Annotated in this window: 16 protein-coding genes; 7 read left to right on the forward strand and 9 right to left on the reverse strand. The window is 64.3% G+C overall.

Annotation, left to right across the window (positions count from 1 at the left end; translation table 11 throughout):
- Positions 1-8: 8 nt before the first annotated feature.
- Genes J8I29_RS12025 through J8I29_RS12035 form a run of 3 tightly spaced genes read right to left on the reverse strand, consistent with a single transcriptional unit; the run spans position 9 to position 5,100 of the window.
- Positions 9-230, reverse strand: a complete 222-nt coding sequence (locus tag J8I29_RS12025) for a DUF2093 domain-containing protein (RefSeq protein ID WP_105862435.1) — start codon at positions 228-230, stop codon at positions 9-11.
- Between the two features lie 55 nt (positions 231-285).
- On the reverse strand, positions 286-1,863 hold the full coding sequence (gene xseA, locus J8I29_RS12030; protein ID WP_209431812.1) for an exodeoxyribonuclease VII large subunit: 1,578 nt from the start codon (positions 1,861-1,863) through the stop codon (positions 286-288).
- Between the two features lie 30 nt (positions 1,864-1,893).
- Complete coding sequence (locus J8I29_RS12035; RefSeq protein WP_209431813.1) at positions 1,894-5,100, reverse strand: AAA family ATPase; 3,207 nt, start codon at positions 5,098-5,100, stop codon at positions 1,894-1,896.
- Between the two features lie 394 nt (positions 5,101-5,494).
- Between J8I29_RS12035 and J8I29_RS12040 the strand changes: the two genes are divergently transcribed.
- Positions 5,495-6,514, forward strand: a complete 1,020-nt coding sequence (locus tag J8I29_RS12040; protein ID WP_105862432.1) for a zinc-dependent alcohol dehydrogenase family protein — start codon at positions 5,495-5,497, stop codon at positions 6,512-6,514.
- Positions 6,515-6,661: 147 nt separating this feature from the next.
- Positions 6,662-7,825, forward strand: coding sequence for a winged helix DNA-binding domain-containing protein (locus J8I29_RS12045; RefSeq protein ID WP_209431814.1), 1,164 nt, complete (start codon positions 6,662-6,664; stop codon positions 7,823-7,825).
- A gap of 119 nt (positions 7,826-7,944) precedes the next feature.
- Here the strand turns inward: J8I29_RS12045 and J8I29_RS12050 are convergent, their stop codons facing one another.
- Positions 7,945-9,939, reverse strand: coding sequence for a M1 family metallopeptidase (locus tag J8I29_RS12050; RefSeq protein ID WP_209431815.1), 1,995 nt, complete (start codon positions 9,937-9,939; stop codon positions 7,945-7,947).
- A 310-nt stretch (positions 9,940-10,249) separates the two neighbouring features.
- On the opposite strand from J8I29_RS12050, the gene J8I29_RS12055 reads away from it, so the two are divergent.
- Positions 10,250-11,227: a GlxA family transcriptional regulator gene (locus tag J8I29_RS12055; RefSeq protein WP_348536008.1), complete on the forward strand. Its 978-nt coding sequence runs from the start codon at positions 10,250-10,252 to the stop codon at positions 11,225-11,227.
- Between the two features lie 40 nt (positions 11,228-11,267).
- Here the strand turns inward: J8I29_RS12055 and J8I29_RS12060 are convergent, their stop codons facing one another.
- Positions 11,268-12,710: an MFS transporter gene (locus J8I29_RS12060; RefSeq protein WP_209431817.1), complete on the reverse strand. Its 1,443-nt coding sequence runs from the start codon at positions 12,708-12,710 to the stop codon at positions 11,268-11,270.
- 128 nt (positions 12,711-12,838) lie between these two features.
- On the opposite strand from J8I29_RS12060, the gene J8I29_RS12065 reads away from it, so the two are divergent.
- Positions 12,839-13,762 carry a LysR family transcriptional regulator gene (locus J8I29_RS12065; RefSeq protein ID WP_209431818.1) on the forward strand — a complete coding sequence of 308 codons (924 nt, stop codon included), beginning with the start codon at positions 12,839-12,841 and terminating at the stop codon, positions 13,760-13,762.
- Between the two features lie 51 nt (positions 13,763-13,813).
- Here J8I29_RS12065 and J8I29_RS12070 read toward each other — a convergent pair whose 3' ends face one another.
- Both J8I29_RS12070 and J8I29_RS12075 read right to left on the reverse strand, forming a co-directional pair.
- Positions 13,814-14,215 (reverse strand): VOC family protein, encoded by a 402-nt coding sequence (locus tag J8I29_RS12070; protein ID WP_209431819.1) that lies wholly within the window; start codon positions 14,213-14,215, stop codon positions 13,814-13,816.
- A gap of 33 nt (positions 14,216-14,248) precedes the next feature.
- Positions 14,249-14,719 (reverse strand): Tautomerase enzyme, encoded by a 471-nt coding sequence (locus tag J8I29_RS12075; RefSeq protein WP_209431820.1) that lies wholly within the window; start codon positions 14,717-14,719, stop codon positions 14,249-14,251.
- A gap of 117 nt (positions 14,720-14,836) precedes the next feature.
- Here J8I29_RS12075 and J8I29_RS12080 point away from each other — a divergent pair, with 117 nt between their 5' ends.
- On the forward strand, positions 14,837-15,448 hold the full coding sequence (locus J8I29_RS12080) for a TetR/AcrR family transcriptional regulator (protein WP_209431821.1): 612 nt from the start codon (positions 14,837-14,839) through the stop codon (positions 15,446-15,448).
- A gap of 118 nt (positions 15,449-15,566) precedes the next feature.
- Here J8I29_RS12080 and J8I29_RS12085 read toward each other — a convergent pair whose 3' ends face one another.
- Positions 15,567-16,043 (reverse strand): Lrp/AsnC family transcriptional regulator, encoded by a 477-nt coding sequence (locus J8I29_RS12085; RefSeq protein ID WP_105862426.1) that lies wholly within the window; start codon positions 16,041-16,043, stop codon positions 15,567-15,569.
- A 163-nt stretch (positions 16,044-16,206) separates the two neighbouring features.
- Here J8I29_RS12085 and putA point away from each other — a divergent pair, with 163 nt between their 5' ends.
- Positions 16,207-19,917, forward strand: a complete 3,711-nt coding sequence (gene putA, locus J8I29_RS12090; RefSeq protein ID WP_209431822.1) for a trifunctional transcriptional regulator/proline dehydrogenase/L-glutamate gamma-semialdehyde dehydrogenase — start codon at positions 16,207-16,209, stop codon at positions 19,915-19,917.
- Between the two features lie 457 nt (positions 19,918-20,374).
- Positions 20,375-21,187, forward strand: a complete 813-nt coding sequence (locus tag J8I29_RS12095; protein WP_105862425.1) for a PASTA domain-containing protein — start codon at positions 20,375-20,377, stop codon at positions 21,185-21,187.
- A 165-nt stretch (positions 21,188-21,352) separates the two neighbouring features.
- Here the strand turns inward: J8I29_RS12095 and zwf are convergent, their stop codons facing one another.
- Positions 21,353-22,729: a glucose-6-phosphate dehydrogenase gene (gene zwf, locus J8I29_RS12100; protein WP_209431823.1), complete on the reverse strand. Its 1,377-nt coding sequence runs from the start codon at positions 22,727-22,729 to the stop codon at positions 21,353-21,355.
- Positions 22,730-22,862 lie beyond the last annotated feature (133 nt).

Consider the following 22,862-nt stretch of genomic DNA (forward strand, 5'->3'; position numbering starts at 1 on the left):
GTGCTTTATCAGATCTCCCCAAGCCCCTTCAGCCGCTCCAGCACGGCTTCCCGGCTGGCATAGGCTTCCTGGCGGTCGACGTTCCAATAACGCAATTCGTCGATCGGGATATGCGTGCCCGTCACGGCGCAACGCACATAATTGCCCGGCTTGAGAATGCGGAAATCGGAATCGAGGTACTGGACCTGTGCTTCGCCGGGCAAAGTCATGCGGCTTTCGTGACGGTTCATGGAGGCGCTGGCCTATGTGTTTGCAGAATTTCTCGAAACTATAACAGAGCCGTTTCTAATCGTCGAACAGGCTCGGCTGCGGGCCTGCCTGTCCGGCTTTCGGCTTGGCTTTCGCCGGGCTTGGGGTCGGCGCCGCTATACCCTTGCCAACCGTGAAATGGCCATCGGCGAATTGCAGGTCAAGGCTCGCGGCCGCCTGGGCTGCCGCGACATTGCGGATGGGGCGGCCTTGCTCGTCGCGCACCAGGGCAAAACCGCGCTGCAGCACGCCCTGGTAGGAATAGGCTTCCAAGAGCACGGCGAAACGATCGAGCCTTTCGCGCTGGGCCGATGTGCGCGTGGCGGCGGCCTGCAGCAGGCGGCCGGCGAGAGTTTGCAGGCGCTCGCGCCCAGCCTCGCTGCGGCGGGACAGCAGCAGTGGCGTGAGCTGCGCGGCGCGGCCGGCGAAGGCCTCGCGCTTGCGGGCAAGGGCGATGCGCGCCGAGGCTTCGAGGCGCTCGGCGACCGCATGGAAGCGGTCGCGGCTGCGGTCGAGCCGGTTGGCGGGGCTCTGGGTCAGCAGCCGGCGGGTGAGGGCGTCGTAGCGCTGATGATGGCGGCGGGTGTTGAGGGTGAGGGCATGCACCAGGCGGCCGGCGGCAAGGTCGAGTTTTTGGCGCGGCGTCGCGAGCAGGACCTCGCCGCTGGGCAGGGCCCGGCCGAGATTGCGCAGGTCCTGGCGCCGGCGCTCGATCATGCGCAGGGCATGGCCGGTGAGGCGGGCACCGAGATCGTGCAGGTTGGCGAAGAGGTCGGCCCTGACCGGCACCGCCATCTCGGCGGCGCCGGTCGGCGTCGGGGCTCGGCGGTCGGCGACATGGTCGATCAGCGTCCAGTCGGTCTCGTGCCCCACGGCCGAGATCAGCGGGATCGAGCATGCCGCCGCGGCGCGCACCACGATTTCCTCGTTGAACGACCACAGATCCTCCAGGCTGCCGCCGCCGCGCGCGACGATCAGCACGTCCGGGCGCGGAATGGTACCGCCCGCCGGCAGAGCGTCGAAGCCGGCGATGGCATTGGCGATCTCGGCGGCCGACGTCTCGCCCTGCACCCGTACCGGCCAGACGACGACCCGGCGCGGAAAGCGGTCCGTGATGCGATGCAGGATATCGCGGATCACGGCGCCGGTGGGCGAGGTGACCACGCCGATCACCCGCGGCAGGAAGGGCAGCGAGCGCTTGCGGCCCTCGTCAAACAGGCCCTCGGCCGCGAGTTTGCGGCGGCGCTCCTCCAGCAGCGCCATCAGTGCGCCGAGGCCGGCCGGCTCAAGCCGGTCGATGATGATCTGGTAAGAGGACTTGCCGGGGAAGGTGGTCAGCCGGCCATGGGCGATCACCTCCAGGCCCTCCTCAGGCCGCTGGCGCAGCCGGGCGAAATTGCCCTTCCAGATCACCGCATCGATCTTGGCGCCCTCGTCCTTGAGAGCGAAATAGGCGTGCCCCGAGACCACCGGGCCGCGATAGCCCGAGATCTCGCCCCGGACGCGCACATAGCCGAAGGCGTCCTCCACCGTGCGCTTGAGCGCGCCGGAGAGCTCGGAGACGGACCATTCAGGGGCGTTGGAGGGCTGAGAATCAGGAGATATGTCGGACATGGCGGCATTCTATAGCACCAGTGGCAATCCTCACGCCCGATCTTGCCGCTCCGCGGGAGCCGACGCCCCCAGCAGATCGAAGTCACCGCCGAGAACCTTGTCGAGCCGGCCGCTGCGCCAGCCCCGGACATCGCGGACCAGGGGCGCCGGACCGTCGCGATAGCGCCGCACGATCACCGGGTCGCCGGCGTTGGCATCGAGCAGGGCGGCAGCTGTGCCATACTCCTTGCCGCTCGGCAGTTCCGAAGTTGGGCCCGGGACAATGCTGATGCGGACAACCGAGCGGACGGTGCCTTCCTTGCCTGTATCCTCCAGGACATGCAGCCCATTTTCCTGCAACAGGGTTCGGAAGGCGCCAAATCCGGTAACATGCAAGATCGGGAGCCGTTTGCCGTCAGGGGACGGGAATTCGCGCCATTGCATTCGGCGCTTGTCCGCCCAGTTGCGGTACATTGCCCATAGTCTCGTGCGCCAGGCCTCGGCATGTGGATTGTTTGCGTCATTATCGAGGGTTGGAACCGCGCGCAGCAGAACATCCACCGGGCTTCGAGCCGAAACGTCCTCGATCCCCTCGCGGAGATTGTGAAGTTGCAGGGCGAGCCGCGATGCCAGTTCCCGGGAAGAACGGCTCGTACGGTTCGCAACGGCCTTGAAGCGCTGGCTGAGGCGCTCGGCGGTTCGAGCCGCCTCCTTCACCCGATCCATGAGTTCGAGGCGGGTGAAGATCTCGAAGCGGTCGGCGCGTGACCAGATCTGAGGATCTGCCATCACCGCACGCAACTCCTCTTCGAGCATGGTCCAGGCGCTATCCCTCAGAGTGCCCTGGATTTGCTGCCAGGCCGCGTCGAGATAGCCGCTCTCCGCGGGCGAGCCGCTCGGATAGAGCAGAATGGCGGGTAGGGAAAGCGCAGCGCTGGCCGGTGCTTCCGGAACGCCCGCTTGCGCCGGATCGGCATCGGGATCGACGAACTCGACTTCGATTGCCGTGCCGCTGGAGCGTACGAACAGAAACTGGTCGCCTTCGGGAAAACGATGTTCGACCAGCGTGGCTGCCAGCGGGGCGAGCAGGTGCTGGTCTATGGCGCGTTTGAGCGGTCTTGCGCCCATCGTCGGCGTGAAGCCGTGATCGAGCAGAAACTCGATTGCGCTGGCTTCCCACTCCACTGCCCAGTTGCGTTCCTTCAGGCCTCGCCGTTCCTGCACCAGGGCGAGTTCCTTGTGCAGGATACTGCGCATCAGGTCGCGCGAAAGCGGCCGGAATACGATGATCTTGTCCAGGCGATTGACGAATTCGGGCCGGAAGGTCTGGCCGACGGTGGTGAGAACCTGATCCTCTCCGTAAACGCCCGACTGTGCCCTGAAACCGATACCGCTGCCGCGATGAGCGGTGGCCCCCAGATTTGAGGTGAGGATGATGAAGCAATGGCGGAAGTCGGCCTCCCTTCCGTCGGCGTCGCTGAGGCGGCCGTCGTCAAAGATCTGCAGAAACAAATCCCAGCAATTGGGATGGGCCTTTTCGAACTCGTCGAGCAGAATGACCGAGAAGGGCTGCTTGCGAACGCGGTCGATCAAGGCGTCGGAACCCGTTTCACCTCGCTGACCGAGAATCTTGCTGGTGGATTCGGCTGTCTGGAACTCGCTCATGTCCAGCCGGGTCATGCGGTCGGGGGAACCGAACAGATAGGATGCCAGCGTTTTGGCCAGTTCGGTCTTGCCGGTTCCGGTCGGGCCGGCGAAAAGAAAGACGCCGATCGGGCGGCCGGGATCCGTCAATCCGGCCTTGAGCATGGCGATGCGGTCGATGACGGCTTTCACGGCTTCGTCCTGGCCGATGACGCGACCGGCGAAAAATCGCGTGACATCCGCCAGGTCCACTTTCTGCGTGGTGTCGAGGATGACTTGCGGCAGGCCGGAGATCTGCGAGAGCGTCGTGACGACGCTTTGGGCGGTTACTTCAGGCTCGCCCGCATGCTGGCAATGGACTGCGGCGCGCTTGATCAGTTCCAGCACAGCGCCCGGCAATTGGCCGCTTCCCAGATAATGTTGGGCAAGTTCCATGGCAGCGGACACCGCCAGTGGAGCGACCGCAATGTCGGTTGCCGCGGTGATCCGATGGCCAAATTCGGCAGCCAGTTCCCTGGTCTCATTTTCGTTCATGGCATCCAATGGCACGGCCTCGATCACCGAGCGCAGGGATGGACGGGATTGGAACAGGCGCGTCGCTGCCGCCTGGCTGCATTCGCCCATCAAAATGAGATCGCCGGAAACCACGGCCGGCATGATCTGATCGAGAATGCTGGCGGTCTGGCCCTGATGGATGCCGCTGCCGGCCAGTTGCCAGAGGTCGCCCGCGAACCAGATGATCTTTCGGCGGGAATGCAGGGCATTGACGAGCAGACGAACACGCCCCTCGAGTTGGCCGATATACATCTGATCGGCCATCAGCTCGTTGCCGGTGGCGGCGAAGACGGTCCAGCCTTCACCGCGCAGCCGGATGCCGAGCAAACGCAGGAACGAGCTCTTCCCGATGCGCGGCTTGCCGCTTACCAGCACGGAGCGCGGCTTGGCTGACCGGACCGCCGCTTCGGCGGCCGAAAGACTGTTTCGCCAGGCCGCGGGGGAGACGAGCAGGCTATCTTCCTCCTCGTCATCCCAAAGCGTACCGACGCTCTTGAGGAATTTGCGATCTATGCGCGTTGCCTGCCAGGTTTTCAGCGCGGCGAGCAATTGTGCGGCGAAGGGATGATGGACCTTTTCCAGGAAGGCCTCGATCGGCGCAGCGTCGATCTCGGCGTTCAGGGAAAGCCCGGCGCCGAAACTCGGCGTATCGCCCAATTCGGCGCTGCGGTCGAAATAGGTCTCGAAGAAACCGGGCAGGACGGGATTCTGCTGCCACCAATACGGCGCGGCGAGCAGGGAAAGGCCGGTTGCCGGTCGCGGTTCCAGAGATGTGAGAAAACGCAGCGCGTAGGGCAGCACATAGGGGCGGGTATGGGGCAGGTGCCGGAGCACTGCCTCGGAAAGAACGTGCCGATCCGGCCGCTCACAGAGCGCCAGGAAGGCGGCACAGGCGAATGGCCAGTTCTCGCCCAGGGCGTAATTCTGCACGCTCTCCAATGTTGCGTCGGGGCGCTGCAGCTGTGCCAGCGCATCCTGAAAGCTGGGCAGATCGACCAGCTCGCGCGGATGGCTCACCTCTTCGGCAAGAGGCCCCAAACTCTGATTGATTCGCGCCATGGCGGCGGGAATGCTCTCGGAGGACGCGGGCGGTTCCTGTTCCGGCAATTGCTGAGATTGCGGAGGAGGGGCTTCGCGAGTGGCAAGGGTTTGCTGGGTATCGGTTGAGGCTTTCGTTCGCAGCCGCAGAATGGCAAATGTCGTAGCAGCACCTGCCAGGGCCCCGGCAACGGCGTTCAACAGAATGTCGGACATGAAAGACCCGCTTCTCGAAATATCGGATCCAAGTGGGACGGCACCCTGCCTCATTTGGCAAGGGGCCGCCGCAAAAATGCAGGCTGGTCCACATGGGCATATTGTCGGATTAATTTCGTCTCATCTGCCCTTCCAGTCTTGCCAAGCCGCGCCGGGGCTAGGAGCATGGCCGCAGATTATAAAGTTGCAGGAGGAAACGATGAAGGCGGTGCGGCTCGATGCAGTGGGTGAGCTTTTTCTGAAGGACGTGGACAGGCCCAAGCCCGGTCCGGGCGATCTCCTGGTGCGGGTAGAGGCCTCCGGCATTTGCGGCACGGACCGCCATCTTCTCAAGGGCGAGTTTCCTTCCAAGCCGCCGGTGACCCTGGGCCACGAATTCTGCGGCATCGTCGAGGAGCTCGGCCCAGATGTGCAGGGCTTTCGTCCTGGCATGCGGGTGACGGGCGATCCCAACATCGTGTGCGGGCGCTGCGTGCACTGCCAGAACGGGCGGATCAATCTGTGCCGCAATCTCACCGCCATCGGCATCCACCGCGACGGGGGCCTGGCCGAATATGTGATCGTGCCGCAGCAGCAGGCCCATGAGTTGCCGCTGTCCCTGAAGGCCAGCCATGGCGCCTTCTGCGAGCCGATCGCCTGCTGCCTGCACGGCATCGACATCGCCGACATCCAGGCTGGTTCGTCGGTGATCGTGCTCGGCGGCGGTGTGATCGGGCTGATCACGGTGCAACTGGCCAGGCTCGCCGGTGCGGCGCGCGTGGTGCTTTCCACCCGCCAGGCCGTGAAACGCGAACTGGCGGAGCGTGTGGGAGCGACCGCCAGCATCGATCCCACCCAGGGCGACTTCATCGCCAATGTCACTGGTCCCGACGGCCTGCTGCCCGGCGGCGCCGACGTGGTGATCGAGTGCGCCGGCGTGGCTGAGACGGTGGAGCAGTCCTTCCAGCTCGCCCGGCCTGGCGGCACGGTGGTGATCCTCGGCGTCATGGCGCAGGGGGAGAAGGTGGCGGTCGAGCCCTTCGATATCCTGTTCCGCGAGTTGAAGGTGTTCGGCTCCTTCATCAATCCGTTCACGCATCGACGGGCGGCCGAGCTGGTGGCCAGCGGCGCGCTCGATCTCGACGCACTGATCTCGCGCGAGGTCAAGCTGGCGGAGGTGCCCGCCATCATCGCGAGGCCCGCAGGGCCGGGGGAGGTCAAGATCCTCTACGTGCCCTGAGTCTGCTGGACGAAACGTTCCGTGAACAAAATGGCGGGCCGGGCTGGCGACTCGGCCGGGAAAACTTATCTTGCTGGGCATGAAGGCTGGGAAGAGCGGACGGGGACGTTCGCGGTCCCAGCCGCTCCGCTTTGAAATGAAGCTTCCATGCCCCGTAAACCGCCTTTCATCGACAAGACGCAGGCCCGGCGCATCTGGCTCCGGGCTCAGCGCCTCGACAGTCTCGCCCCTTTCGGCGATGGCCCCCAAGCCACCCCTGCGGCGACAGCGCATCTTGGCTATGTGCAGATCGACACCATCAATGTGATCGAGCGCAGCCATCACCACATCTTGTGGACGCGCATCCCCGATTACCGCCGCGACCACCTCGTCCAGGCGCAGAGCGCCGACAAATCCGTATTCGAATACTGGACGCATGCGCTGTCCTATATTCCCACGCAGGACCTGCGCTACTTCCTGCCCGATATGAAGGCCTATCTCGACAAGCCCAATGGCTGGTTCGAGAGCGTGGCAAAATCGGATCTGCGCAAGGTCCTGACCCTGATCCGCAAAAGCGGGCCTCTCACCATCCGCGACATCGACGACGACGTGCTGGTGGAGAAGACCCATCCCTGGGCCAGCCGCAAGCCTTCCAAGAAGGCGCTGCAGCTCGCCTTCTATACCGGCGTTTTGACCATCAGCGCCCGGGTAGGCATGGTGAAGACCTATGAGCTGATGGAGCGCCATTTCGGCTGGACCGAGCAGCGGGACCTCAAGCCCAAGCCGGCGACCGAGCGCCAGCGGCTCGACTACATCATCGACCGGGCGCTGCGTGCGCAGGGCCTCGTCAGCCTCGATTCGATCTGCCATCTCGATGCCGGCCGCAAGGGCGCGGTGCGCGAGCGCCTCGAAAGCCGGGTGCGGCGCAAGGAGCTCGTCGCCGTCGAGGTCGAAGGCGCGGGCAAGACCGAGCATTGGGCCAGCCCCGCCACGCTCGACAGTGCCGCCGAGGCGCCGCCGGCCGAGCTCGTGCATATCCTCTCGCCCTTCGACCCCCTGGTGATCCAGCGCAAGCGGCTGAAGCTCTTCTTCGACTATGATCACCGCTTCGAAGCCTATGTACCGAAGGAAAAACGGGTTTTCGGCTATTTCGCCCTGCCGGTGCTGGTGGGCGAGGAAATCGTGGCGGCCATCGATCTCAAGACGGACCGTGCCGCCGGCAAAATGCTGATCCAGCAATGGAACTGGGTCGGCGAGGGCGATGCCGCTTCCCACAAGCCGGCGATCGAGGAAGCGCTGGGGCGGTTCGAGGCCTTCCAACTGGCGGAGTGAAGTCGGGACGATATCGGCGCCGAAAGGCAACGTCCACGATTGCTTGAAACGAGCAGGTTCTATGGCCTCTCGCCAGATCAAATCGCCGTGCCCTTTCACGGGCACGGCAGACCGGTGCGCTATTTGGCGCCGGGGCGCAGCTTATCGTTGTCGCGGTTCCGGTCGGGGATCTTGTGGTCGGGATCGAGGGTGGCCTGCACCACCGTCTTGCCCGGCTCGACGATGACGGTGGTCGCGGGCTGCCTGATCCAGCTTTCGGCGGGCAGGCGATAGTCGCGATGGCCGCCGTCGGCGAAGTCGACCCGCAACGTCACCGGCATGACCAGCTTGTCGTGGCTGCCGATGGTGATCGCCGTGCCCTTCGGCGCCTTGGCCTTGTTGTCCTTGTCCTTGTCGTCGGTCACGGGGCCGATCTTGTCGATGGCGAGGTCGAGCGTCCAGTTGTGGTCATACCAGCCGCGCCACCACCAGGACAGGTCCTCGCCGGCGCTGCTTTCCATCGCCCGGAAGAAATCATCCGGCTTGGGATGTTTGAAGGCCCAGGCGGCGGTGAACTGGCGGAAGGCCGCATCGAAGCGTTCCGGCCCCAGGATCTGTTCGCGCAGCAGGACGAGGCCGAGCGCCGATTTGAAATAGGTCACCGGATGGCGGTATTTCTCGATCACCGTGTCGGCGCGCGAGAGGATCGGGGGCGCCTCGCGGTCCTTCAAGACCTCGATGATTTCGTCGACCGGATTACCCCCGCCCGGCGCATATTCGACATCGCGTTTCGGCGCATATTCGCCGTGGTTGAAATCGTCCGATTCATAGACGTCGATGAAGGTGTTGAAGCCCTCGTCCATCCAGGCGTCGCGGCGCTCGTCGAAGCCGACGACCATCGGAAACCAGGTATGGCCGATCTCATGGGCGGTGATCCAGAACAGGTCCTTGGTCTTGTCGCCGATGCCGTCGAAGAGCAGGCCGGGATATTCCATGCCGGCAAGATCGTCGGGGCCGGCGATGTTGACCGCGACCGGCCAGGGATAGGGATACCAGCGGGCCGAAAAGCGCTCGACGGCGTCCTTGAGATATTCGGTCGAGCGGCCCCAGCGCTCGCTGCCCTGGCTCTCGGCCGGGTAGAAGGACATGGCGAGCGCCGACTTGCCGGCCGGCAGGTTGATGCGCGCTGCATCCCAGGCAAAGGCGGCGGAGGCCGCGAAAACCACGTCGCGGCTGTCCTTCATGCGGTAATGCCAGGTCAGCGTGCCGTCTTTCTTGGGGCGTGACCTGGGATCGTCGATCTCCGGGACGCTGCGGATGGTCACGGTCTTGTCGCTGGCGCGGGCCTTCTTGAGCCGGCCTTGCTGCTCCGATGTCAGCACTTCCTGCGGGTTTACGAGCTCGCCCGAGCCCGCGACCAGCATGGCGCTCGGTGCCGTCACCCAATAATCGAAATCGCCATAGTCGAGATAAAATTCCTGGGCGAGATAAGGCAGCGTGTCCCAGCCGCGGATATCGTCATAGACGGCCATGCGGGGATACCATTGGGCGATCTCGTAGACTGGGCCGGCCTTGGCCTTGCCCCAGCCCATGCGCCCGCCCCATTCGCCCGGAATGGCGAAGTGATAGCGGATATGGAGCTTGATCTGCCCGCCCTTGGCGGCCAGCGGCCTAGGCAGGGCGATGCGCATGCGGGTGTCGCTGACGGTAAAGGAAACCGGCGCAGCCTTGCCGCCGCCGATCTCGACGCTGTCCAGCACGAAGCCGTCCGTGGTGCCCTCGCGTGGCTTGCCGTTGGCGTAGCTGCTGCGGCTGTCGGCCTTGTAGATGTTCTGGTCCAGCTGCAGCCAGAGCTCGCTCAACCGGTCGGGGCTGTTGTTGGTATAGGTGATGACCTCGTCGCCGCTGATGGCGGGCTGGTCGGGCTGGAGCGTCGCATGAATCTGATAATCGGCCTTGTTCTGCCAATATTGCGGGCCGGGCAGGCCATTGGCCGAGCGATAGGCGTTGACGGCCTGCGTCAGCGGACGCGGGGCAAAGGTTTCCCGAGGCTGATACTGTCCCAGGGCCGGCGTGGTGGCCAGGCCGAGGAATACGATCGGAAAAAGACGCGCGGAACGCGGTCTATAGCGCAAGAATCTTTGGTATGCTTCTACCATATTCATGGAAATACCTGCTGTCGATGGACTGTCCCCTCCATCCCAAATCGGATATCCCCATCCTCTTCTTAGAGCATGAAGGCCGTCGTCGCCATGACTTGTATGACGGGCGCAACAGAATTGCCCGATCCGCAGAAAAACGGCCCGATCCCGGCATCTTGCTAGCCCTCGCCGGCAAGAATAGAATGAATGCGTCGGTCGGATGTTACATGTGCGACGTCCGGCGAGGGGAGCCACAGGCGTGAGCGAAGCGGGAACAAGGAAGCCGGCCCGGTCCGTTAGGCCAGTGCCACGGCTGTCCGTCGGCTTCATCCTGGCGCGGCATTTCACCCTGAACGCCTTTGCCAATTTCGTCGACGTGCTGCGCCTGGCGGCTGATGAAGGCGACCGCAGCCGGCCGATCCGCTTCGAATGGAGCGTGTTGTCCGACACCATGAGCCCAATCGCCTCCAGCAGCGGCGTGGTGGTGGCGCCCAGTGAGAGGCTGGGGGATCCCGGCAAGTTCGACTATATCGTGGTGGTGGGCGGCTTGATCGACGAGGTTCCCAAGCTCAGCCCGGCCTATTCGCGCTATCTCCAGCAGGCCGCCGCGGCGAAGGTGCCACTCGTGGGGGTGTGCACCGGTGCCTTCATCCTGCACCATGCCGGCTTGATGGAGGGCTATCGCTGCTGCGTGAGCTGGTTCCACCACACCGATTTCCTGGAGCAGTTCGACGGTCTCCAGCCGGTCTCCGACCAGATCTTCATCGTCGATCGCGACCGCCTCACCTGTCCGGGCGGCGCCAGCGCGGCCCATCTGGCGGCCTTTCTGGTCGAGCGGCATCTCGGCAAGGCGGCCGCGACCAAGAGCCTGCACATCATGATGATCAATGGAGCGGAGGTCGGCGAGGCGCCGCAGCCGAGCCCGACGCTCGATTTCAACACCTCCGACCCCTTGGTCAGGAAGGCGCTGCTGCTGGTGCAGCAAAGCCTGGATGCGCCGCTGTCCGTCGGCCAGATCGCCCGGCACCTCGGGATCACCAAGCGCCGGCTCGAACGCCATTTCGAGAACGCGCTCGATACCTCGCCGCGCGCCGCCTTCATGGAGATGCGGCTGTCGCTCGCCCGCCATATGGTCGAGACCTCCAACAAGTCCTTCGCTAAGATCGCCATCGAGTGCGGCTTCTCGGATTCGGCCCATTTCAGCCGCCGCTTCCGCCAGCGCTTCGAGGCGACGCCGAGCGAGTTCCGCAAGGAGCGGCAGAAAGGGATGGCGCAGGCCTGACGTCGAGACGCTCGTGGCCAAGGGCACCTGCGGGTCCCCCCTAGGCGATCCGTCGCTTTGCGCTGTGCAGCCGGTTGAGCAGCGCGAGGCCGAGGACGATGGCGACGAAATTATAGGCCGTCGCGACGGCGAAGGCCGTGCCATAAGCTCCCGGCGTCGCGAGAATGGACGTCGAGGCCTCTGTTCGGCCCAGCATGCCGAACAGGATGACGCCAACGATCGTCACCCCGAAGGCTGCCCCCACGATCTGCATGGTACTGAAGGCGCCGGAAGCCATGCCGGCTTCGTCATTGGGCACCGTGCTCAGGATCATGTCGAGCAGGAGGGGCATGACGATGCCCTGGCCGAGTCCGTTGAGGACCAGCGAAAGGCTCAATGCCTTCAACTGCCCGCCGCCTTCGAGGCCGACCATCATCGCGATTGCCAGACCGACTGCGAAGACGAGCATGCCGGCGAGCGGCGCCCACCGCCCCCATTTCCGCGCCAGTGGAGCCGAAAGAAGTGAGCCGGTGAAGAAGGCGGCGGTGGAAGGAAGAAAGAGCATGCCGGCTTCCAGGGGAGTCAGGCCGAGGCCGAGTTGCAGCAGGATCGTCAGCGACAGGGACAACGAGCCGACGGCCGAGAAGAACAGGAACGTCGCGAGGATTCCCAGGTTGAAGCTCTCCTTGCCGAAGAGCGACATGGCGATGATCGGAACGTCGCCGCGCCGAGTCAGCCGGTTTTCGTGGCAGGCGAAGCACACAAAGGCCGGGACGGACAGGATCATGCTTGCGATCATCCACCACGGCCAGTCATTGTCCCGCCCCATGGTGAGCGGCAGCAGGATCAGAGTGAGCGCGGACGCGCCCATGGCCGCGCCTCCCATGTCGAGTTTCGCGGGCAGGGGCGATCGCGTCTCGATGATCAGCCACCATCCTGCGATGAGGGCATAGAGGGCGACCGGCAGGTTGACGAGGAAGATCAGGCGCCACCCCAGGCCGCCGATGTTGAGTGCGATCAGATACCCGCCGACGATCTGCGAGGCGGCGCCTGCAACCCCCTGCACCGCGCCCATGACAGCCAAAGCTCGCCGCCGCTCCTCACCTTCGAACAGAAGCCGCAGCGACGTGTAGACCTGCGGCATCAGCAGGGCGGCACCACCACCCTGGACTGCCCGTGCTCCGATGAGGGTCCACGACGAGGGCGCCAGGGCGCATGCCAGCGAACCGATTGCGAAGACCGCCATTCCCGTCAGGAACAACAACCGTCGTCCGTAAAGATCGCCCAGGCGGGCCGCGTTGAGCAGCAGCGCACCATAGGGAACCTCATAGGCGACGATGACGAGTTGCAAGCCGGCATTGGAGGTGTGGAGCTCACGCTGGATGTCGGGAAGGCCGACATTGACGATGAACAGATCGAGGATCGTGACGAAATTGCCGACCAGCAGCACCGCAAGCGAAGACCAGGATCTCGCCTTCTTCGTTTCAATGGGAAGTGAGGTCACGATGCTTCCTTTCCAGCCGAAGGGACACGGCGCCTTCGTTGCGGAACGGATACTATTTTGTCTTCAATATTGAACAATCACCGTCGCTGTCGGTATATAAAGGACAAAATGTCTCTAATCTGAGAGCCATGGAGAGCTTCACTGGTATCACGGCCTTCGTGCACGCCGCCGAGCAGCAGAGCTACGTCGCGGCCGCCCGCATCACGGGCGGATCTCCCTCCGCGATCGGCAAGGCCGTGGCCCGCCTCGAAGCCCGGCTAGGCGTCCGGCTGTTCAATCGCACCACGCGCACCATGAGTCTGACGGAAGAAGGCGAAGTTTTCTACGAGCGCTGCAAGCGCATCCTCGATGATCTCGGAGACGCCGAAGCTACGGTGCTGCGAAGTTGTGAGCAGCCGGCGGGACGCCTGCGCGTCAGCCTGCCCCACATCGTGGGGCACCACCTTTTCATGCCGCTTCTGCCCGCCTTCACCGAGGCGTTTCCGCGGATCGAACTGGATGTCGACTTCGAGGACAAGGTCGTCGATCTGGTCGCCGAAGGCATCGATGTGGTGGTGCGCAGCGGAGAATTGGCCGATACTGGCCTGATCGCCCATTTTCTCGGCCAGCAGCATTTCGTTGTCTGTGCAAGCCCCGATTATCTGGCACGTCGCGACCTGCCGACGACGCCGGCGGAACTTTCCGGGCATACCTGCATCCACTTCAAATATCCATCCAGCGGCCGCATCGCGCCTTGGGCCTTTCAGAAGCCCTATGAGCGGCTGCTGCTGCCCAAGAGTCTCGTCTTCAACAATACGGACGCCGGGCTGCGGGCAGCGAAGGATGGGCTGGGGCTGTCACATCTGCCCGTCTATGTCGCCGGACCCTACCTACGCGAGGGCACGTTGAAGCCGGTCCTCACCTCCTTCATGCGGCCTTTCGGCTCGCTGTCGCTGGTCTGGCCGTCCAACCGCCAGCTTTCACCCAAGGTCCGGGCTTTCGTCGACTTCATGGTCGAGAATCTCGTTTCCCGCGCCAATGCGTTTCAGTCCGCTGAGGCGTGGCAGGCCTAATCCGCGGTCCGCCTCCAACGCGCGCCAGCAGGCCGTGGATTACGCACGCTGTTAGCCATGATCCGCGCAATCGAGCATCCATTGCACGCCGAAGCGGTCGGTCAGCTTGCCGTAAAAGCTTCCCCAGGGCTGTACCGCGAGCGGTGTCGTCACGGTGCCGCCATCGGCCAGGCTGGCAAAGAGCCTGGCGGTCGTGCGGCGGTCCCGCGTGACCAGCATATGGGCGGAGCCGCGCATCGGTTCCGCGTCGTGATTGTCCGAGGCAAAGAACAGGATCCCGGGGCCCTCGAAGCGGGCGTGCATCACCTTTCCCCGCATCGCCTCGTCCGCCAGGGGAATGCCGCGCTCGCCATGGCGCAGCAGAATCGAGGCCCGGCCCAATCCGCATTGGGCGTAGAAGGCCAGTGCTTCTTCGCAATGGCTGGTGAAGAACAGGTAATTGGCAAGCTGCATGGTTCATCCCGCCGAGGTGTCGAAGCTACGAGATCAGCGGTTTGGCTGGTTGCCCGGCGAGGGAGCCGTCGGCCGCTGCCCCGCAGGAGGAGCAGCCTGAATGGCATCGATCAGGTCGTTATTGCTGAAACTGCGGCCGGCGATGCCCCACGCCCATTCGGGCGCGTAGACGATGTTGATCCAGATGTGTTCGCGCTTCAGCCGGCCCTCGCCTGCATGTTCCAGGATGTCCGTTGCCTTTTCGATGAAGGCTCTTTTCGCCTCGGGGGCAGTCAGGGCGATCTCGGGCAGCTTGAGTTCGATGAAGGCGGCCGGCGCGGATTGTCCCGCTGCGAGCACGTGTTCCCTCGCAAGCACGTTGATCGTGCCTACGATATTGGCCGTCATGAAGCTGTTGCCGGTGAGGCCGGAGACTTCGAGAAGGGCACTCGTCAATCCGGCAAAGGCCTCTGCCTGGGCCTGCGGCGACAGCAGGCCGTCTGATATGGTGAGTGTGATCGGCATCGGTAGCTCCCTGTTCGAACAGTGGCTGACATCATATATATCGATTGCTCTCTATGGATACATAGCGATCACTTTCTATGCAAGGATAAAGAGTGGTTGCTCTCAATAGGTGACATCATGCGGTACAACGCCGAGCACAAGCGGGAAACCCGGGAGCGGGTGATCGCGGCGGCAGGACAGATTTTTCGTAAGGAAGGCTATGGCGGCGCAGGCATCGACGCGCTGACCAAGGCGGCCGGCGTCACCAACGGCGCCTTCTACGGACATTTCAAATCCAAAAGCGAGGCATTTCGTACGGCCGTGCTGACGGGACTGGAAGAACTGCGGGAAGGCATCGCCGCTTTGAAGGCGCAACAGCCGAAAGCTTGGCTGAAGAGCTTCGTCAGCTATTATCTCGGCTACAAGCGCACCTGCGGCCTGGGCGAGAGTTGTGCCCTGCCGAGCCTCTCGCCAGACGTCATGCGCGCGGATGAGGAGACGCGCGGTGCCTATACGGTCGAGTTGCGCCGACTGATCGAAGAGGTTGCCGGTGGCCTGTCCAAACGCCCGTCAGGTGCCAAAAATCCGGCGGGCGCGGAGGAACGGGCAATCTTGCTGCTGGCCATGCTCAGCGGCGGCGTCACGCTGGCGCGCGCCGTTTCCGATCCGGGCCTCTCCGAGCAGATCGCGGCCATCGTCACGGGCGCGGCGCTGGCCCTGGAGGGCCCGGACACCGTGCCCGGATCGTGAAGGCGCTGTCCCATGTGAAGGGGCGTGAGCGGGGGAGGGTGGGTCTTGAGATCCGGCAGAAGCTCTCCGGCTAGAATGGTGTTTCTAGGCGGATCCGAAGACCCGCCTCCACCACTACCTACGGCACCAGGTCGGTGTCCTTGACCGATTCCATCACCACGAAGGTGGACGTGTTGGCGACATGGGGCAGGCTTGAGATGCGCTCGCCCAGCACCTGGCGATAGCGGCGGATATTGGCGGTGCGCACCTTGAGGAGATAGTCGTAGGAGCTTGCGATCATGTGGCATTCCTCGACTTCCGGGATCTTGAACACCGCTGCGTTGAAGGCCTTGAGCGCGGCTTCGCGCGTGTCCGAAAGTTTCACCTCGGTATAAGCGATATGGTCGAGCCCCATCTTGCCGGAATCGAGGATGGCGCGGAAGCCGCGGATATAGCCCTCGTCGATCAGGCGCTTCAGGCGCTGATGGCACGGTGTCTTGGAAAGCCCAATCTTTTCAGACAGTTCGGTGATGGAGATGCGGCCGTTTTCGACCAGCGCGTCGATGATCTTGCGATCATAGCTATCCAGATTTCCTGTTTCAGTCGCTTTTGCCATTCAAAAATCCTGAGTAAGGCTCAAACAAAAGTGATATCGCCTATAAATGCCCATGATCTTGGCAAAAACGCAAATGCCGGGCGTGCTATGTGATCGCTGCGACGCGAGGTATCATCGCCAATCCGGGCCAATGGCACCTGACGTTTTCAAGAGCGAGACCGCCATGACGACATCTGCCGCATTCAGCCAAGCTTCCTTGCAGAATCCCCCGACAGCCGCCACGCCCTTTGCCAATTTTGCGCCGCCGATCCGGCCGCAGACACCGCTGCGTCAGGCGATCACGGCGGCCTATCGGCGCTCCGAGGAAGAGTGCGTGGCGGCACTGCTGGAACAGGCCGACATGCCGGCGGGTGCCAGGGAAGCGATCAGCGCCACGGCGCGCAAGCTGATCGAGGCCCTGCGCGCCAAGCGCCGGGGCGGTGGGGTCGAGGCGCTGGTGCATGAGTATTCGCTCTCCAGCCAGGAAGGCGTGGCGCTGATGTGCCTGGCCGAGGCCCTGCTGCGCATCCCCGACATGGCTACGCGAGACGCCCTGATCCGCGACAAGATCGCCGATGGCGACTGGCGCTCCCATGTCGGCGGCGGCCGTTCGCTCTTCGTCAACGCCGCGACCTGGGGCCTGGTCGTCACCGGCAAATTGTCGAATACGGTGAACGACCGCGGCCTGTCGGCGGCGCTGACGCGGTTGATCGCCCGCTGCGGCGAGCCGGTGATCCGCCGCGGCGTCGACATGGCGATGCGCATGATGGGAGAGCAGTTCGTCACCGGCGAGACCATCGCCGAAGCCCTCAAGCGCGCCCGCCCGCTGGAGGAGAGGGGTTTTCGCTATTCCTACGACATGCTGGGCGAGGCAGCCACGACGGCCGCCGATGCCGAGCGTTATTACAAGGACTACGAGACCGCCATCCATGCCATCGGCCGTGCCTCGGCCGGCCGCGGCATCTATGAAGGGCCTGGCATTTCCATCAAGCTCTCGGCACTGCATCCGCGCTATGTCCGCGCCCAGGCCGAGCGCGTGATGGCGGAATTGCTGCCCAGAGTGAAGGCGCTGGCCGCGATCGCCAAGCAGTACGACATCGGCCTCAACATCGACGCCGAGGAGGCCGACCGGCTCGAACTCTCGCTCGATCTCCTGGAGAGCCTGTGCGAGGACCCCGATCTCAAGGGCTGGGACGGCATCGGCTTCGTGGTGCAGGCCTATGGCAAGCGCTGCCCTTTCGTGCTCGACTTCATCATCGATCTGGCGCGCCGCACCGGGCACCGCGTGATGGTGCGCCTGGTCAAGGGCGCCTATTGGGATGCCGAGATCAAGCGGGCGCAGGTCGACGGCCTCGCCGACTTTCCCGTCTTCACCCGCAAAGTGCACACGGACGTTTCCTATATCGCCTGTGCACGCAAGCTGCTCGAGGCCACCGACGCCGTCTTCCCGCAATTTGCCACGCACAACGCCCAGTCGCTCGCCACCATCTATCATCTGGCGGGCCCCGATTTCAAAACCGGCCAATATGAGTTCCAGTGCCTGCACGGCATGGGCGAGCCGCTCTATGACGAGGTGGTCGGGGCGCATAAACTGCGCCGGCCGGCCCGCATTTATGCGCCCGTCGGCACGCATGAGACGCTGCTTGCCTATCTGGTGCGTCGTCTCTTGGAAAACGGCGCGAACTCCTCCTTCGTCAACCGCATCGGCGACAGCAATGTCTCGGTCGACGAACTGATCGCCGATCCCGTCGAAATGGTGCGGTCGATGGCGGTGGTCGGTGCGCGGCACGACCAGATTTCCCTGCCGGCAGACCTCTATGACGAGCGCGCCAATTCCGCCGGGCTCGATCTCTCCAACGAAACGACGCTGGCCGAGATCGGCATGATCCTCAAGGAGAGCGCCGGCCGGGCCTGGACCTCCGTGCCGCAGCTCGCCGGCGCCAAGAGCGGCGGGGAGAGCCGGCCCGTGCTCAATCCGGGAAACCACGACGATGTCGTCGGGCGGGTGACCGAGGCTACCGAGGCCGATGTCACGACGGCGATGGCGAATGCGCAGAAGGCGATGCAGGGCTGGTCCCGCTGGTCGCCCGCCGAACGGGCAACCTCACTGGGGCGGGCCGCCGACATCATGCAGAGCGAGATGCCGGTGCTGCTCGGCCTGATCATGCGCGAGGCGGGCAAGTCCATGCCGAACGCCATTGCCGAGGTGCGCGAGGCCATCGATTTCCTGCGCTATTATGCCGACCAGGCCCGCCGCACGCTCGGCGTCGCCCACAGGCCGCTGGGGCCGGTCGTCTGCATCAGCCCGTGGAACTTCCCGCTGGCGATCTTCTCCGGCCAGGTTGCCGCCGCTTTGGTGGCGGGCAATGCCGTGCTGGCCAAGCCGGCGGAAGAAACGCCGCTGATCGCGGCCCAGGCCGTGCGCATTCTGCATGAGGCCGGCGTGCCCGCCGATGCCCTGCAGCTCCTGCCGGGAGACGGCCGGGTCGGCGCGGCGCTGGTCGCCGCGCCTGAGACCGCGGGTGTGATGTTCACCGGCTCGACCGAGGTGGCACGCCTGATCCAGACCCAGCTTGCCACGCGCCTTGGTTCCCATGGCAAGCCGATCCCGCTGATCGCCGAGACCGGCGGCCAGAACGCCATGATCGTCGATTCCTCGGCCTTGGCCGAACAGGTGGTGGCGGACGTGATCGCCTCCGCCTTCGACAGCGCCGGACAGCGCTGTTCGGCCCTGCGCGTGCTCTGCCTGCAGGAGGATGTCGCCGACCGTACCCTTACCATGCTCAAGGGCGCGCTGAAGGAGCTGCGCATCGGTTCGACCGACAGTTTGAAGATCGATATCGGTCCGGTCATCACCGCCGAGGCCAAGGCGACCATCGAGGCCCATGTCGAGGCGATGCGCGCCCGCGGCCGCAAGGTCGAGCAGCTGGCGCTCGGCCAGGACACCCTGCGCGGTACCTTCGTGGCGCCGACCATCATCGAGATCAACGAACTGGCCGATCTCGAGCGCGAGGTTTTCGGGCCGGTGCTGCATGTGGTGCGTTACAAGCGGGACGATCTCGAGCGCCTCATCGATCAAATCAATGCCACCGGCTATGGCCTGACCTTCGGCCTGCACACCCGCCTCGACGAGACCATCGCCCATGTCACCAGCCTGGTGAGGGTCGGCAATGTCTATATCAACCGCAACACGATCGGCGCCGTCGTCGGGGTGCAGCCCTTCGGCGGACGCGGCCTGTCGGGCACCGGCCCCAAGGCGGGCGGCCCTCTCTATCTCGGGCGCCTGGTCGATATCCCGCCGATTCCCCCGCGGCACAGCACGGTCCATACCGATCCCGCCCTGACCGACTTTGCCAAATGGCTGGGGCAGCGGGGCATGAACAATCTGGCCCAGGATGCGCGGGAGATCGGTGGCGACTCGGCCCTGGGCCTGGAGATCGAGCTGACCGGGCCCGTCGGCGAGCGCAACCTTTACGCCCTGCATCCGCGCGGCAGCATCCTCTTGGTGCCGCAGACCGAGATCGGCCTGCATCGGCAGCTCACCGCGGCGCTCGCCACCGGCAACAGCGTGGTGATCGACATGGCCTGCGGGCTGCAGTCCGTGCTCAAGAATCTCCCGGCCAACGTGGCGGCGCGGGTGAGCTGGAGCAAGGACTGGAAGACGTCCGGGCCGTTCGCCGGAGCCCTGGTCGAGGGAAGTCCGGAGCAGATCCAGGAGGCGAGCAAGGCCATCGCCGCCCTGCCGGGCCCGCTCGTTCTGGTCCAGGCAGCCTCCTCTCAGGAGCTGGCGGCGAAGGCGGACGCCTACTGCCTCAACTGGCTCCTGGAAGAAGTTTCCACCTCCATCAACACCACGGCCGCCGGCGGCAATGCCAGCCTGATGACCATCGGGTAAGGGCCAAGCCAAACGAGGCGCGTTTTTCCTCCCCCACGAAGTTGGGGGAGGTGGCCTTGCGAAGCAAGGCCGGAGGGGGTGCAGCGGGCAGGGCATCAAGCATGATGAAATGGTACCACCGTCGTGCAAGTCCGCGTAAGCGTGTCGCTCTACCCGCCGCACCCCCTCCGTCACGACTTCGTCGCGACACCTCCCCCAGCTTCGTGGGAGAGGAAACTCGTGCCTTCCTCGATACGGTCGCGATGTAGGCCCTGTTCCCTGCGAAACCTCTATCCCCAGCAGAGCTTGAAACTGCGCATCGCAGCGATTGTCTTGTCGCCGCGTGCCGATATCTTGGCGCCTGCGCCGATCCCGTGAATCGGCTGCAGTGGAGACCATGATGACGGATGGACGGCGGGCTGTAGCGATCACCGGGAGAGGGCGTACTTTCCTTGCTGCATCTTTGGCAGGTGTCTTGATGCTGGGTGCCTCGGCGGCTCCGGCTCTGGCCGCGGCGATGGGAATGGGGGACGAGCCGCCCTCCACCAGCAGCGAGGTCAAGGGCGTGGTGTTCCGCCTTCTGACGACCTTGCCGCGTGCCCCCGGGCCGGTGGAAGGAGCGGACGAGTGCAGCCATCTGACCGTCAAGCCGACCTCCGAGGCCGGCCGCCTCGTGGCTGATCGCGGCTGGGCCGTGACAGGCGAGGCCAAGCTGGGGACCGCCCTGCGCGCCGTCAGCTTCGCCGGCGGGTTCGAGCCGGGCACCAGCGGTACCTGTCTTGTCAATGACGGCAATGTCGGTGTTTTCGACGGCAGCAAGCTCGTTGCTTTGCTCTATGCCGAAAAGGGGGCCAAGGCGACGCTGGGCCGCCTCGAGGCACTCGAAGGAGGTGGCGTCCGGGTTCTCGACGGCGATTATCTCGCCACGCCGCTCGGCGACATCCGCTCGATCGACGACTACAAGTTCGAGTTCAACCCGGTAGCGGCCAATGACAGCGTCTGCGGTGGCCGCGCCAAAGTGCCGAACATCAACAACATGTCGATCGACAAGGCGCGCGCCGCGCTGCGGGCGAATGGCTGGGTGCCCGTGCCGTCGAGCGAACAGGATCGTGCGGACAGCCGTGTCGCCGATCTGGTCAAGCTCGGCGTGGTCGAGGCGGAGGCCTGCTCGGGCACCGGCCTTGGTTATTGCAGCTACAATTATCGCAGCGAGGCGGGCACCCTCTCGGTCACCACGGCCGGCGACAACGACTACCCCTCGGTGACGGACTACGCCGTGAAGTGCAACTGAGCCTTCGGCTGGCGCAAGCGGGCTTGAACTCGCGCGACCGTTGTCATTGCCGGGCTTGACCCGGCAATCCCGGTCTTTTCTCGCCATCGCGCCTGGCACTGCAATGGATGCCCGGGTCAAGCCCGGGCATGACAAAGCTCAGTGTCGCCCTTCATGGGCGGCCCCTCACACCGTCGGGTCGACCCAGCCGAAAGGCGGCTCGAAGCCGGCCATGGTCGGTGGTCCCCAGCTGCCGGGCTGATAGGGAGTGACGGGCACGACATTGCCGATGACCGGATCGAAGATACGCCAGGCGATTTCGGCGGCGTCCTGCCGGGTGAACAGGGCGTTGTCGCCTTCCATGGCGTCGCCGATCAGGCGCTCATAGGGGGCGAGGTCGCCGGTGCCGTCGTCGACGGCCACGAGCTCGACCGGCTCGCCGACAAGGTTCTCGCCAGGCGCCTTGATGCGCGAGCCGAGGCCGATTGTGATCTGCGGATTGATGCGGAACCTTAGTTCGTTGGCAGGTCCCTGCAGCCGTTCGGCGAACACGTCGTGCGGCGGCTTGCGGAACCGGACCACCACTTCGGTGCAGCGCACGGGCAGGTTCTTGCCGGCGCGGATATAGAACGGCACGTCCGCCCAGCGCCAGGAATCGACGAACATCCTAACGGCGGCGAAGGTCTCCACGGTGGAGTTCGGCGCCACGCCGGGCTCGTCATGATAGCCGACGAACTGGCCGCGCACCACGTCCTGCGGTGTCAGCGTGCGGATCGCCTTGAAGATCTTGACCTTTTCCTCGATCAGATCGTCCTCGAGCCGGCCGGCCGGCGGCTCCATCGCGAGCAGGATCAGGACGTTGACGAGATGGTTCTGGATCACGTCCCTGATCGTGCCGACCTCGTCATAGAACTTGCCGCGGCCCTGCACGCCGAAATTCTCGGCCATGGTGATCTGAATGCTCTCGATGAAATTGCGATTCCAGATCGGTTCGAGGAAGGCATTGGCGAAGCGGAAATAGAGCAGGTTCTGGATGGCTTCCTTGCCGACATAATGATCGATGCGGAAGATGGCGCTCTCGTCGAAGAAGCGATGCAGCACGGCGTTGAGCTCCTTGGCGGAGGCCTCGTCATGCCCGAAAGGCTTTTCCACCATCAGCCTGGCATTGGCGGCGCAACCCGATTGCTGCAGGCCCTGAGCCACCGTTTCGAACAGGCTCGGCGGGATGGCCAGATAATGCAGGGGGCGGTTCGCCTGGCCGAGGGCCGCCTTCAGCTTGGCGAAGGTCTCTGGGCTGCGATAATCGCCGCTGACATAACCGAGAAGATCGGAAAACCGGGCGAATACGCTCTCGTCGAAGGCATCGCCATAGGCTTTCACCGTGCTCTCGCGGGCCCGGGTGCGCAGCTTCTCCACATCCCAGGGATCGAAGGCGACGCCGATGACCGGAACGGTCAGCACGTTGCGGCGGACCATGGCGTAAAGGGCCGGAAAGATCTGCTTGAAGGCGAGATCACCCGTGGCGCCGAAGAGAACGAAAGCGTCGGAATGCGGTGCCGGCATGATGTCTTCCCGAATTGAACTGCCACCGAGCGGCGTCCAGGAGCAAAGCGCGTTTAGAAGGCAACGCTCGTTTGCTCTCACTCTTTGGTTCGATGCGTCTTCGCGATTCATGGCGATTCTGCCAAATCGCAAA

Origin of the sequence: Labrys sp. LIt4 (genome assembly GCF_017813775.1) — a bacterium.
GTDB lineage: Bacteria > Pseudomonadota > Alphaproteobacteria > Rhizobiales > Labraceae > Labrys > Labrys okinawensis_A.